Annotated in this window: 9 protein-coding genes and 1 riboswitch; of the genes, 4 read left to right on the plus strand and 5 right to left on the minus strand. The window is 35.6% G+C overall.

Annotated features, from left to right (window positions below; translation table 11 throughout):
* Positions 1-441: 441 nt before the first annotated feature.
* The 5 genes from odhB to ACTXGU_RS01815 form a co-directional block, all read right to left on the minus strand.
* Complete coding sequence (gene odhB / locus ACTXGU_RS01795) at positions 442-1,686, minus strand: 2-oxoglutarate dehydrogenase complex dihydrolipoyllysine-residue succinyltransferase (RefSeq protein WP_443479766.1); 1,245 nt, start codon at positions 1,684-1,686, stop codon at positions 442-444.
* Positions 1,679-4,525: a 2-oxoglutarate dehydrogenase E1 component gene (sucA, locus tag ACTXGU_RS01800; protein ID WP_443479767.1), complete on the minus strand. Its 2,847-nt coding sequence runs from the start codon at positions 4,523-4,525 to the stop codon at positions 1,679-1,681. Before sucA ends, odhB begins: the two co-directional genes overlap by 8 nt.
* A 317-nt stretch (positions 4,526-4,842) precedes the next feature.
* Positions 4,843-6,192, minus strand: a complete 1,350-nt coding sequence (locus ACTXGU_RS01805; RefSeq protein ID WP_443479768.1) for a HAMP domain-containing sensor histidine kinase — start codon at positions 6,190-6,192, stop codon at positions 4,843-4,845.
* Between the two features lie 41 nt (positions 6,193-6,233).
* Entirely contained in the window at positions 6,234-6,911 is a 678-nt protein-coding gene (locus tag ACTXGU_RS01810) for a response regulator transcription factor (protein ID WP_443479769.1), read from the minus strand.
* A 27-nt stretch (positions 6,912-6,938) separates the two neighbouring features.
* Positions 6,939-7,067 (minus strand): hypothetical protein, encoded by a 129-nt coding sequence (locus ACTXGU_RS01815; RefSeq protein WP_443479770.1) that lies wholly within the window; start codon positions 7,065-7,067, stop codon positions 6,939-6,941.
* A 298-nt stretch (positions 7,068-7,365) separates the two neighbouring features.
* On the opposite strand from ACTXGU_RS01815, the gene ACTXGU_RS01820 reads away from it, so the two are divergent.
* From ACTXGU_RS01820 to metH, 4 genes are all read left to right on the plus strand, one after another.
* Positions 7,366-7,548 (plus strand): H-type small acid-soluble spore protein, encoded by a 183-nt coding sequence (locus ACTXGU_RS01820; protein ID WP_443479771.1) that lies wholly within the window; start codon positions 7,366-7,368, stop codon positions 7,546-7,548.
* Positions 7,549-7,743: 195 nt separating this feature from the next.
* A riboswitch (SAM riboswitch) is annotated at positions 7,744-7,854 on the plus strand.
* A 216-nt stretch (positions 7,855-8,070) separates the two neighbouring features.
* A complete protein-coding gene (locus ACTXGU_RS01825; RefSeq protein ID WP_443479772.1) occupies positions 8,071-9,177 on the plus strand; it encodes a methionine biosynthesis PLP-dependent protein in 1,107 nt (368 codons plus the stop codon).
* 424 nt (positions 9,178-9,601) lie between these two features.
* Positions 9,602-11,467, plus strand: coding sequence for a bifunctional homocysteine S-methyltransferase/methylenetetrahydrofolate reductase (locus ACTXGU_RS01830; protein ID WP_443479773.1), 1,866 nt, complete (start codon positions 9,602-9,604; stop codon positions 11,465-11,467).
* On the plus strand, positions 11,442-14,900 hold the full coding sequence (gene metH / locus ACTXGU_RS01835) for a methionine synthase (RefSeq protein ID WP_443479774.1): 3,459 nt from the start codon (positions 11,442-11,444) through the stop codon (positions 14,898-14,900). The genes ACTXGU_RS01830 and metH overlap by 26 nt, the downstream gene beginning before the upstream one ends.
* Positions 14,901-14,953: the final 53 nt, after the last annotated feature.

Raw genomic sequence — 14,953 nt, forward strand, 5'->3', positions numbered from 1 at the left:
GACTATTTTGATGATAACTGTTTTCCTTTCACCATCTTTTTCTTACACAACGGTTTTGCCGCAAACAAGTGCTGACTCCTAAAAGTCGATTTTTTCGAATTTTTTGGAGTCAGCTATTTTTGTATAAGAATAAAATTTTTGTGGTTTAATAACTGACCATATTCAGAGCTGTTCAAGGCGCTTCCGCTTTAGTTCAAAGATAAGAAAGTATAAAATTTTCAACTTAGACGAGTGTCTAGCTCCAGCGCCCTATCGACTTCAACGCTTCCCTCACCTCGTCTACGATAAGTCAACATCGACGCTTGCGCTCTTCGTGTTTCCTTTATCTCTGTAAGGTACACAATCTAAAACCGCCACGTCCTGTGGCAACGATTGTGTGATCCACATCCTGTGGAACTCACCTTTTTCCGTCGATGAGCAAGGGCGCTTGCGCTTTTCTTATTACGCCTCAAATAATAATGATTCTGGATCTTCTAATAATGCTTTTATTCTAGCTAAAAATGTTACTGCTTCTTTGCCATCAATAATACGATGATCATAGGATAACGCAACATACATCATTGGTCTATTTTCCATGTTTTTTTCATCAATGGCAACAGGGCGAAGTTGAATTTTATGCATACCCAGTATTCCAACTTGTGGTCCATTTAATATAGGAGTCGACAATAAGGAACCAAAAACGCCTCCATTTGTAATCGTAAACGTTCCTCCTTGAAGGTCACTTAACGATAATTTATTATTTCTTGCTTTGTTGGCAAAGTCCATTATATCCTGTTCAATTTCTGCAAAATTTTTACGGTCTGCGTCTCTTAAAACAGGAACCACTAAACCTTCGTCAGTTGAAACAGCAATGCCAATGTCATAATATTTTTTTAAAAGGATTTGATCTCCTTGTATTTCCGCATTTAATAAGGGCGCTTTTTTTAAGCAAGCAACGACCGCTTTTGTAAAAAAAGACATAAAGCCTAATTTCACATCATTTTCTTTTTGAAATTGATCTTTTCTACGATTTCTAAGTTGCATAATATTCGTCATATCCACTTCATTAAAAGTAGTAAGCATCGCTGTATTTTGCTGTACTTCTAAAAGTCTGTTCGCAATCGTTTGTCTTCTTCTCGTCATCCGAATTCGTTCCACTTTTTCCTCTTTTTCATCCTCTAGAACCATTGGGGCGCTATTTACTGCAGTATTAGAGTCAATGACAGGTTCTTTGACTTTCTTCGCTATTGGTTCATATTTTTCTACATCATGTACTCTAAGTCTCCCTAGTGGATCACTTGTAGGAACATTCGTTAAATCAATCCCTTTATTTCTAGCCATTTTTCGTGCAGCAGGAGAAGCTATCGGTTTATTTAATGATAAAGGAAGCGTTTCATTCTGCTTCACTTCTGGTTCTTGCACTTCATTTACGGAAGAGTCCTCCACTGTTGACATTTTTTCTTCCTGCAAAGCATCTTTTGATACGATGGCAATTGTTTCACCAACTAAAACCGTATCACCTTCCTTTGCTTTTAACTCTTGTAAGATACCGCTTTCCTCTGAAATAATTTCCACGTTCACTTTATCTGTTTCTAATTCAACAATATATTCCCCTTTTTCCACAAATTCGCCCGTTTTCTTTAACCATTGTGCTACCGTTCCTTCTGTAATTGATTCAGCTAGTTCTGGTACTTTAATTTCAGCCATTTAACATCCCCCTCAGTTCATTCCATGTTAATGCTTCTTCAATGATTCTTGCTTGTTCTTTACGATGCACATTTGGGTCCCCTTCTGCAGGACTAGATCTTCTCCGTCTGCCAAAATATTGCAGAGAAACAGAAGCAGGGACAATTTTTTTCAATCGAGGCTCCAGAAAACTCCATGCTCCCATATTTTTTGGCTCTTCCTGAACCCAAACCACTTCTTTCACTTGTGGAAAACGAGAAAAAATGTCTTTTAATTTATTCTCTGGAAATGGATAGATTTCCTCCACTCTTACTAGGTGGAATCGATGCATATTATGTTGCACTTTTAATGCTTGATGAAGATCGATCGCCATTTTACCAGTAGACAATATGATTCTTTTCACGTCGTTTACATTTTTAAATAGATTCTCTTCCTCCATTACAGACTGAAAACTTCCTTCACTTAGTTCCTTTCCATTTGATGCGACATCTGCATTTCTTAGCAAACTTTTTGGTGTCATCAGTACAAGTGGTCTGACTTCTTCCATATTTAAAATTGCAGCTTGGCGGCGTAAAATATGAAAATACTGAGCGGAAGAAGATAAATTTGCAACGGTCCAGTTATTTTCAGCAGCTAATGCTAAAAATCGCTCCAACCTGCCGCTGGAGTGTTCTGGTCCCTGCCCTTCGTAACCATGTGGAAGCAGCATTACCATTCCTGATTTTTGCCCCCATTTTGCTCTTCCCGCTGCAATAAATTGATCAAATATTACTTGAGCAGCATTGGAAAAATCTCCATATTGTGCCTCCCAAAGTACTAATGTTTCAGGAGCAAAAACATTATATCCGTATTCAAACCCTAACACTGATCCTTCAGAAAGCGGGCTGTTATGTACGGCAAATGATGCCTTTGCAGAGGATAAAGCATGTAACGGTGAAAAGGACATTCCTGTTACATGATCATGCAGCATAATATTTCTTTGGGCAAATGTACCTCTTTGTGAATCTTGTCCGGATAAACGAATCGGCGTGCCATCTTGCAAAATACTAGCAAATGCTAAAGTTTCCGCCAGCCCCCAGTCTATCTTGCCGTCTGCTTCTAAGGCATTTTCTCTTCTTTTAAGAATTTTTCCTAGCTTTTCAAAAATTTGAAACGAAGGCGGAAAATGAAGCAGCTCTTTGTTTATTTGTTTTAATCTTTCTAAAGGAACCGCTGTATGAATATCTGGAAGCAGTTTCTCCACCGAATTGGGTGGATTCTTAACTGTAGGTGCCTCTTTTTTCTTTGGCACTAATTCATAAGCTTTTTGTAATGTCGTGCGGACCTCTGTTTTTATTTCTTGCACTTCTTGTTCTGAAAAAACAGCTTCCTTCCTTAACTTCTGCTCATACAATTTTGTTACAGTTGGATGTTGTTGAATCAGTTTATACATTAACGGATTAGTAGTCATTGGCTCATCCATTTCATTATGGCCATATCTTCTGTAGCCAATTAAATCAATTAAAAAATCCTTTTTAAATGTTGCGCGATATTCACATGCTAAAAGTGCAGCCTTTATACAAGCTTCAGGATCATCAGCATTTACATGTATAACTGGAATTTCAAACCCTTTTGCTAAATCACTTGCATACCTTGTAGAACGGGAATCCATTGAATCAGTAGTAAAACCAATTGTATTATTAGCAATAATATGTATGGTTCCTCCCGTTCGATATCCTTTTAATCCTGTTAAATTTAATGTTTCCGATACAATTCCTTGTCCCGGAAATGCAGCATCTCCATGTATTAATATTGCCTGGGCAGAGTTAGAATCTTCGACCGGAAAACCAGCTTTACCCCGATCGTCTTGTGATGCTCTTGTAAAACCTTCCACTACAGAACCAACAAATTCTAAATGACTCGGATTATTGGCAAGTGATAAACGAACGGTTGATGTGCTGCTGTTTTTTAATTGCCGGTTTAACCCTAAATGATATTTAACATCTCCTGTCCATCCAAAACTGATTCCAACTGACCCTTCTGATGGTACTAATTGTTTATTTGGCGCATGCTGGAATTCAGAAAAAATCATTTCATACGGTTTTTCTAAAACATGTGCCAATACATTTAATCTGCCGCGATGAGCCATACCGATATTTATATTTTTTGCGCCATTCACCACAGATTGAGAAATAATTTCGTCTAGTATCGGCACCATTGTATCTAAACCTTCAATCGAAAAGCGTTTTTGTCCAACAAATGTTTTATGTAAAAAATGCTCAAATTCTTCTACTTCTATTAATCTTTTTAATAATTTTTTCTTCATAGAGAACCCATATTGTGATTGAAGACTGCCTGACTCTACTTTATTTTGCAGCCAGTTTTTTTCATGAAGGTCATTCACATGATAAAACTCGAATGCAATTGTGTTTGAATATACCTTTTTTAAATAATTGATTGCTTCATAACCATTTTTAATTGTTGGTGGTGCATCAGGACAAATGAATGATGCTGGTATATTTTCCAAATCTTCTTTTGATAAATGAACATGAGAATGCTCAAAAATGTCGTCTTCTCGTTTTTGATCTTTCAGCGGATAAATATCAGCTGCTAAATGGCCATATGCTCTTATTTTATTTACAAGTGTAACAGCCGCAATTACCTTTTCCATTTGAACAGTTTGATTAGAACTATTAAAAGAGGAAGAAGAGTCTTCTTTCCTTTCCAATGGAGGTCCCCAAAGATCAAAATGATGTCGTATATCATCTTCTACTGAATAAGGATCTTTTTCATACATTTCATATAATTCCATTGCAAGCCCAAGATTCGGCCCATAAAATTTTGGTTGACGTGAGCTTATTCCGTTAGTTGGCTTTCCCATGAAGAACCCCCTCCACCACAATTTAATTCATCGGTTATTACCTTATTTTCTAATTTACACTAAATTTGTACAAATTCAAAAAATAAACATTTAAAAATTTAATAAAAATTCTAGACTTTTGTTTAGAATGATTACTAATCATCATAGACTATCAGAATATTCACTTATTATACTACAGGATACATAGCAAAAAAATAAAAATCCTAGAATCGAATACGATTAACAAACATTGCAAACAAAATGTTTCCATTTCATGATTTATCGTATTTTTCATCAAAAAAAGACTGAGTGTATCAGCCTTGTAAAAAGTAGTTTATTCATTTATTCAGGAAAGTTACAATAACTTTTGTGCCTACTCCTTCTTGACTTTCAATAACAATTTCCCCTTCATAGTATTCCACTATTTTTCTGGCAATTGCAAGTCCTAAACCTGTCCCACCTTGTTCTCTACTTCTTGCTTTATCTACTCGATAAAATCGATCAAATACTTTCGGCAAATCTTGTTTTGGTATACCAATCCCGTTATCGGCTATCTTCAATACAAACTTTCTTCTCAGTTCCATTGTTTCAATCGTAATTTCCTTTTTTACGGGCGAATATTTAACCGCATTATCTAAAAGTATCGTAAGAATTTGTTGAAAATGTTGCTCTGTAACTCCATATAAATTAGTATACTGTATTTTTTCGATAAACTGAAAATCTTTATAAAGCATATGAAAATCTTTGACGGTATGGTGAATGATTTCTCCCACGTTTTCAGGCATAATCATACTTCCGCTCCGTGGATGATCAAGTTTTGATAAATTTAATAAGGAAAGCACTAGTTTTTTTAATTTCGCTATTTCTTCTACCGAAGCTTGCAGTGATTCTTCTAATATATCTGGATTTTTTTTCCCCCATCGATTTAGCATGGAAAGATGTCCTTCTAATATCGAGATCGGGGTGCGCAATTCATGTGAGGCATCTTCAATAAACTGTTTTTGCTGCTGAAAAGTATCATCAATTCGATCCATCATTTCATTAAATAAAGTGGAAAGCTCTGAAATTTCATCTTCTTGTGTATACACTGGGATTCTTTCTTTAAAACCGGCACTTTTAATTTTGTTCATCGTTTTTGTAATAATGCTTAATGGTTTTAATAATTGTAAAGATAGAATATAACCAATACCAGCACTTATAAGGATGGTTGTGAGTGCAAACAGCATCATTGCAAATGCTAAATGCTTCCTTACTAAATCATACGAATCCAACAACCGAATAATTTCTACTTTGCCGGAAAAGTCTTTCCCATTTAAAGATTGACTGTAAATCAATGATTGTTGTTTTCCGATTGTGAAATAACTGATTTTTTTATATCCAAGTAGTTGATTCGGTTCTATTATAGGAAAATCACCATTCATTTGAGATACTATCAAATTTCCTTTTTGATCAGTTACCCGTATTAGCTGATTTTTTGTATTTATTTTTTCCATAAATGGCACACTAGCTTGAATTTCTTCCTTTGCAAGAGATCCTGAACTAGAATGGAAGTTTTTTAATAACTCATTCATTGTTTGTTTCACAGAATTTTCTTCTTGTTTTAATAACCAAGAAGAAACCGTATGGTATTCAAAAAAAGTAAAAATGCTAAAGGTAAAAAAAATACTAGCGGATAACCATACTGTCAATTTCCACTTCCAAGATAAAAGGGATATTTTTTTTACGATGTTCATCTCATTACATATCCTATTCCACGAACGGTTTCAATATAAACTGCTTTACCGGTAGCATCAAGTTTGTTGCGTAAATAACGAACATATACATCGATTACGTTTGTTTCCACTTCTGATTCATATCCCCAAATTTTATTCAATAATACCTCCCGTGTCAGCACAATATTAATATTGTTCATAAACATGCTTAATAAGTCATATTCTCGTTTTGTAAGGGAAAGGATATGATCCCCTTTTTTCGCAATATGTGATTCCACTTCTATCGTGATATCTTTAAAGTTGAGGATCGTCATTTTTTGAGAAGACGGGTTGGCACCCACTCTCCGAAACAAAGCTCGTAAGCGTGCTAACAGCTCTTCTATTGCAAATGGCTTTACTAAATAATCATCTGCTCCGCTGTCTAGTCCTGAAACTTTATCAAGGACACTGTCTCTTGCTGTTATCATAAGGATTGGAGTATCTTTTACTTGCCTGATTCTCCGGCATACTTCTATTCCATTTAATTCTGGAAGCATTAAGTCTAATAAAATAATATCCCAATTTTCTGTCATTGCTTTATTTAATCCATTTCTGCCGTCTGAACAAACTGCGGCTTCGTATCCTTCATATGATAATTCTAATTCAATAAATCTTGCTAAGTTTTTTTCATCTTCAATAATCAAAATTCGTCTCATACTTCACTCTCACTGATTCGTATATTGTTACTTCATTTTTTTATGAAAACATAAATCCATTATAGCATGGGTAAATGCGATCATCTGATAGCTTAATAAAGAAACTGCCGTAATAGAGAAAAAACTAATCACAACATATCGTAAAATCATCAACAATTGGACCCTCTCCCTTCATTTGGCCGATATTCAGCAAATTTTCACTTCTCCCTTCCCCCAGATTTTTACTAAACCCTTCTTGTGATTCCGATTATCTCAATGGTAAATACCATTAACCTGTTACTGATGTTATTAATACTGTAAAAATAAATACAACTATGGTCTTTTTTCATTCTAAAACCTTATCGAGAAAAACAAATGAAAATAGTGTTAAAATTACATGAGAATATTTTTATAAAGGATAAAATCGAAATAAATGACACATTATAAATGATAGAATTCATTAGGAGGCAAAAACATGAACATAGGAAGAGCCATTGAGATTATGACCACTGGAGATATCATAAATGTTCGTTACCAGGGAGAAAGCGTGATTATTCAACATGTTGACGAAAACGCGAAAACAGCAAGAATCTATCCAAAAGCAAATCCGGATCAGGAGATGGAAGTGAATGTACAGCAATTATCAGAAGAACAATAACCACCATATAGTCAGTAAAAACGGACATAATACTATTTCATAACTCATAATTATCTCATAAGACATCATCATCATTTTCTAAACAACCTTATTATGTACAAATTTTCCCTTCTTTTAAAAAAAAGAGAATCATTAAAAAAATGGTTGCTATTCTTATCAAAGTATAGTAAATTTATAGAAAATTACATAGATAATTTCTTATCGAGAGAGGTTGAGGGAATGGCCCGAAGACACCTCAGCAACCTTCAGTCACACGAACTGAAAAGGTGCTAATTCCATCAAGTTAAAAAACTTGACAGATAAGGAGAATGACCTTATAAACTAACACAAGTCTTCTTCTTACTTTAGGAAGAAGACTTTTTTATGGAAAAAAACTTGTTGCTACTTCGGGTAATGAGTATCATTCACAGATACATATAAAACCTCGCCTCTTAAGAATAGAATTATAATTGTAATATTTAATAATATTGAAGATCAATTTCTGTAAAGAAAAACATCATTGATTATGAAGGAGTGTTTTACATGTATAAAGCAGAAACAAAGTTGGCGCAAATTGGTAACAGAAGTGATAATGCAACAGGAACGATAAATCCTCCTATATACTTATCAACTGCTTACCGTCATACTGGAATTGGTGAATCAACCGGTTATGATTATATCCGAACTGGAAATCCAACAAGGGAACTATTAGAAAATGTCATTGCTGATTTAGAAGAAGGAGATCGCGGATATGCATGCAGCTCCGGCATGGCTGCTATTCAAACCGTCCTTGCTCTGTTTCAAAGCGGAGATGAATGGATTCTTTCAAAAGACTTGTACGGTGGAACTTATCGTTTATTAGAACAAGGCTTTAAAAAATGGGGTCTTCGATGTTCGTACGTCAACACTTCAAATTCAGAAGAAATTCGTGTACAAATAAATGCTAATACGAAAGCTATTTTTATTGAGACTCCAACAAACCCACTGATGGAAGAAACAGATATTGCTGAAGTAGCTAAAATAGCGAAGGAAAATAACATATTATTGATTGTGGACAATACGTTCTATACACCAATTATTCAACAGCCTATTCTTTTAGGAGCGGATATTGTTATTCACAGTGCAACGAAGTATTTAGGTGGTCATAATGATGTACTTGCAGGACTTATTGTCGCTAAAGGAAAAGAATTATCTGATGAGCTTGCGATGCATCATAATGCTGCGGGTGGTGTATTAAGTCCATTTGATTCATGGCTGTTAATGCGCGGGATGAAAACATTGCCACTTAGAATGGCAAAACATGAAGAAAATGCACACGCACTTGTTTCCTATTTAAAAGAGCAGGAAAATGTCATTGATGTCCTTTATCCAGGCAGAGGCGGGATGATTTCTTTCCGTGTTATTGATGAAAAATTAGTAAATCCTTTTTTACAAAATTTACAATTAATTTCTTTTGCTGAAAGTTTAGGCGGCCCGGAAAGCTTTATCACTTATCCTGCTACCCAAACACATGCAGATATTCCAGAAGACATACGCATTGCAACAGGTGTTTGTAATAAACTATTGCGTTTTTCTGTCGGTATTGAAAATGTAGAAGATTTAATTAAAGATCTAGATAAAGCATTTACTTTAGCTAAAGTGGTTAAATAATAAATGATTATACATTTGAAATAAAACTGCTTCTTAATAATTATAATTTCGAATTCGGAAACAGATGTGGTAAATATGTCAATTCAACACGCCTCTATTTATCATCAGAAAGATATTGTTTCATTTGGCAATATGATTATAGTAGAAGTTTACACACTTCTAGAGAAGCAATAGAAGTAGTGAACGCACAATTAATAGATGAATACAAAGGCTTTGCTTTTGCATCTGGAATGGCAGTTATATCAACTGCCTTCCTTCTTCTTTCACAAGGAGATCATGTGGGTTATTATAGAGGGTGTGTACGGTCGTACGTATCGTATGGTTACTAGTGAATTAAACCGTTTTGCAATAAGCATGCCTTTGTAGACATGAATGAAAGAAAATAGGAGAATTACATTATATATAGATTTTGAGGTGTACAAAGATGTCCTTTCTTAAAAAGATGGAAAATGAAATATTAATAGCTGACGGAGCAATGGGTACACTTTTATACTCCTATGGAAAAGACAGTTGTTTAGAAGAATTGAACCTTTCTCACAGCGATAAAATAGAAGAAATTCACCGCGCTTATATAAACGCAGGTGCCAATTTAATCCAAACAAACACATATGCAGCTAATTATTTAAAACTGCAGCGATATGGATTAGAAGACTCTGTAAAAGAAATTAATAGTGCTGCTGTGCGTATAGCAAAAAAAGCAGCAAATAAAGACACCTCAATTCTTGGAACGATTGGTGGAAACCGAGGTATTAAACCACAAGCCATAACCTTGGAAGAAATAAAAAGAAGCTTTCGTGAACAGCTGTATTGCTTATTATTAGAAGGTGTTGACGGCATCCTTCTAGAAACATATTATGATCTAGAAGAATTACACACAGTACTTTCTATCGCCAAAAACGAAACAGATCTTCCGATTATTTCGCAAGTATCAGTTCATGAAATTGGCATCTTGCAAAATCAGCTTCCTGTTGCAGAAGCTTTTCGTCAATTAGAAGAATTAGGTTCTGACGTAGTTGGGTTAAATTGTCGACTTGGACCGCATCATATGATTGCATCATTACAAGATGTTCCTTTATTAAAACACGCCTATTTATCCGCGTATCCTAATGCGAGTTTACCAGCATACAATGATGGAAAATTCGAATACAAAGAGAATGCTGAATACTTCCAAAACTCAGCAATTGAATTTCGTAAACAAGGTGTCCGTTTATTGGGAGGCTGTTGTGGAACAACACCTGAACATATACATGCCTTTTCCAGTGCATTAAAAGGCACCCACCCTATTGTTGAAAAAACAATAAAAGAAAAGCATGTATTGAACCGTGTTGAAACTGTTCAGCCATTAAGAGAAACGAAACCGTTGGAACAAATTGTAACGGAAAGACCATCTGTTATTGTGGAGCTTGATCCACCAAGAAAATTAAATACAGATCGTTTCTTTGAAGGTGCTCAAAAACTAAAAGAGGTTGGAATTGATGCCCTTACATTAGCGGACAACAGCTTAGCATCACCAAGAATTTGCAATACCGCTCTCGGGTCACTAACGAAAAATAAAATTGGCATTCGTCCATTAGTGCATATTGCCTGCCGTGACCGTAATATGATTGGTCTTCAATCCCATTTAATGGGGCTTCACACATTAGGTTTGCATGATGTATTAGCCATTACAGGAGATCCAGCAAGAGTCGGCGATTTTCCAGGTGCATCGTCAGTTTATGATATGTCTTCCTTTGATTTAATTTCGATGATTAAACAATTAAACGAAGGTATGTCACTATCTGGAAAAGACTTAGGTGAAAAAACAAACTTTTCCGTAGCTGCTGCTTTTAACCCGAATGTTCGTCAAGTTGATAAAGCAGTTAAACGATTAGAAAAGAAAATAGAAGCTGGTGCGGATTATTTTATTACCCAGCCTGTTTATTCAGAAGAAAAAATTATCGAATTATATGAAGCTACTAAACATATTAATAAACCTATATATATTGGTTTAATGCCGTTAATCAGCAGCAACAATGCTGAATTCCTTCATAATGAAGTTCCAGGCATAAAAATATCTGATTCAATTCGAAACACGATGTTTGCGCATAAAGATAATCCAGTTCAAGCATGCAAAGAAGGTATAAAAATAACACAATCGTTAATAGATGTTGCAGCACAATACTTTAATGGCATTTATTTAATCACTCCTTTTTTACGTTATGAACTATCAGTTGAACTAGCAAAATACACACATGAAATCACTGCCCGTTTAAGGAGGACATCACATGAGAAAAGCAGCGTTAAAGGATGAACTAAAAAAGCGAATCCTGATTATGGACGGCGCAATGGGAACAATGTTGCAAAGAGAAGAATTAACTGCTGAGGATTTCGGCGGAGAAGATTTAGAGGGCTGTAATGAAAACCTAAACTATACTCGCCCAGATGTAATTTCAAAAATTCATGAAGAATATTTAGCTGCCGGAGCTGATATTATCGAAACGAATACGTTTGGTGCAACAAGTATCGTATTAGATGAATACAATTTAGCAGATACAGCTTACGAAAACAATGTCATAGCAGCAAAACTAGCGAAAGATGCAGTAGATAAATTTTCAACCGCTGAATGGCCAAGATATGTTGCCGGTGCTATGGGTCCAACAACGAAAACATTAAGCGTTACAGGTGGGACAACATTTGACGAACTCATCTCTTCATATGAAGAACAAACAAGAGGCTTAATTGACGGCGGCGTTGATTTACTTTTATTAGAGACAAGCCAAGATATGTTAAATGTAAAAGCAGGTTTTATTGGCATTCAACAAGCCTTTGCAAAAACAGGAAAAGAGCTTCCCTTAATGATATCAGGTACAATAGAACCTATGGGAACAACACTTGCTGGCCAGCCTATTGAAGCATTTTATATATCAGTTGAGCATATGAAACCTATTGCAATCGGCTTAAATTGTGCAACAGGACCTGAGTTTATGCAAGACCATATTCGTTCTTTATCTGAGCTTTCACAATTTGCTGTCAGCTGCTATCCTAATGCCGGTTTACCGGATGAAGAAGGACAATACCATGAAACCCCTCTTTCCCTTGCAGAAAAATTAGCAGGTTTTGCAAAGGAAGGATGGCTTAATATTGTTGGCGGCTGTTGTGGGACAACACCTGAACATATAAAAGCAATTGCAGATAAAATGCAAGAGCATGCACCTAGACAATCAGCATCTAAAAATGTTCATATGGTTTCCGGTATCGAACCATTTATTTATGATGACCCGACTCTTCGTCCGATCATGGTTGGAGAAAGAACAAATGTAATTGGTTCAAGAAAGTTTAAACGCCTAATAAGTGAAGGCAAATATGAGGAAGCGTCTGAAATTGCTCGTGCTCAAGTAAAGGGCGGCGCACATGTAATTGATATTTGTTTAGCGGACCCGGACAGAGATGAAATAAGCGACATGGAAGCTTTTATGCATGAAGTTGGCAAAAAAATAAAAGTTCCACTTGTAATCGATTCAACAGATGAAAACGTCATTGAAAAGGCTCTCTCCTATTCTCAAGGTAAAGCCATTATTAACAGTATTAACCTTGAAGATGGAGAAGAAAGATTTGAAGCCATATTACCTATCGTCCATAAGTATGGAGCAGCGGTCGTAGTCGGTACGATTGATGAAGTAGGAATGGGCGTAACAGCAGAAAAGAAAGTAGAAATTGCGAAACGATCGTATGAACTACTTACCAAAAAATACAAATTAAAAGGCAATGATATTATTTTCGACCCATTAGTATTTCCTGTTGGAACGGGAGATGAGCAGTATATTGGTTCTGCAAAAGCAACTGTTGACGGAATCAGGTTAATTAAAGAAGCTTGTCCTGATGTGCAAACAATACTAGGAATAAGCAATGTTTCCTTCGGCTTGCCCCCTGTCGGCAGAGAAGTGCTTAACAGTGTCTTTTTATATCATTGTACACAGGCTGGTTTGGATTATGCGATTGTTAATACAGAAAAACTCGAAAGATTCGCTTCCATTGACAAAGACGAAGTGTTGCTTGCTGAGAAATTATTATTTGATACAACAGATGAATCATTAGCAGAGTTTACTAACTTTTATCGTGGAAAGAAAAAAGAGCAAAAAAGTACTTTACCTGATATGACATTGGATGAAAGATTGGCATATTATGTAGTCGAAGGTACAAAAGAAGGTCTTGTAGAAGACTTAGATCAAGCGTTAATCAATTACAGTGCTCCTCTTGATATTATTAACGGTCCTTTAATGGACGGAATGAAAGAAGTTGGAAGATTATTTAATGATAACCAGCTGATTGTTGCCGAAGTTTTACAAAGTGCCGAAGTAATGAAAGCAGCTGTTTCTCATTTGGAACCACATATGGAAAAAAATGAAACAAGCTCTACTAAAGGAAAAATTATTTTGGCAACTGTTAAAGGGGACGTTCATGATATTGGAAAAAACTTGGTCGATATTATCTTAAGCAATAACGGCTACAAAGTAATTGATCTTGGAATCAAGGTCCCTCCTGCTGAACTTGTAGCAGCGATAAAAAAAGAACAGCCTGATATGGTTGGACTGTCCGGTTTATTGGTTAAATCTGCTCAACAAATGGTAATTACAGCATCTGATATGAAACAAGCTGGAATCGATATTCCGATTCTAGTTGGCGGTGCGGCATTATCAAGGAAGTTTACTGATACAAAAATTTCAAAAGAATATGAAGGACTTGTCCTTTATGCAAAAGATGCCATGAATGGTCTTTCTATTTGCAATCAGTTAACAGACCCAGAAGAGCTAATCCAGCTTAAAAAAGATCATGAGGAGAAACAAGAAAAGCTCCAAGCAAGCGAAACAAATGTTGCAGTAAAAACAGTGCAAAAACCAGTGAAGATAACAAAAACAATTAATCAAAACGTTCCTGTTTTTGTTCCGCAAGATACAAAAAGTCATATATTAACGAACTATTCTCTTCCACATATTAAACCATATGTGAATAAACAAATGTTGCTTGGCCATCATTTAGGTGTAAAAGGAAAAATTGACAGGCTTCTAGCGGAAAAAGATGAAAAAACAGTGAAAATAAATGAAACTGTTGAAAATCTGCTGCTGCAGGCCGAAGAAAATAATTGGATTAACCCCCAAGCTGTTTATCAATTTTTCCCTGCACAATCAGATGGAAATAAAGTACTCATCTATGATCCAGAAAACAAAAAAGATGTTATTCAATCTTTTGATTTTCCAAGACAGGAAAAAGCCCCTTTCCTATGCCTTGCTGATTATGTAAAATCAGTGGAAAGCGGTATAATGGATTATGTTGCATTTTTTGCGGTTACATCTGGAGACGGAATTAGAGCTGCTTCAGAAAGCTTAAAAGCAGAAGGTAAATTTTTAGAATCTCATGCTCTCCAAGCTTTGGCATTGGAAGTTGCAGAAGGATTTGCTGAATTAATTCATCGCCAAATCAGGGATAGATGGGGTTTCCCTGACCCAATTAATTTTACAATGAAAGATCGTTTTTCTGCAAAATATCAAGGACAACGTTATTCTTTTGGTTACCCTGCTTGTCCTGAATTAGACGATCAAAAAAAATTATTTGATTTGATTACCCCTTCAAATATTGGCATTAATTTGACAGAAGAATGTATGATGGAACCGGAAGCATCTGTATCTGCCATGGTATTTGCCCATCCAGATGCAAGATACTTTAATGTTCTAACAAGTTCAATATAATAAAAAAGGAAAAAATCCTATCGAAAAACTGATAGGATTTTTTCCTTTTTTTA

Origin of the sequence: Niallia sp. 01092 (genome assembly GCF_052318935.1) — a bacterium.
Taxonomy (GTDB): domain Bacteria; phylum Bacillota; class Bacilli; order Bacillales; family Cytobacillaceae; genus Niallia.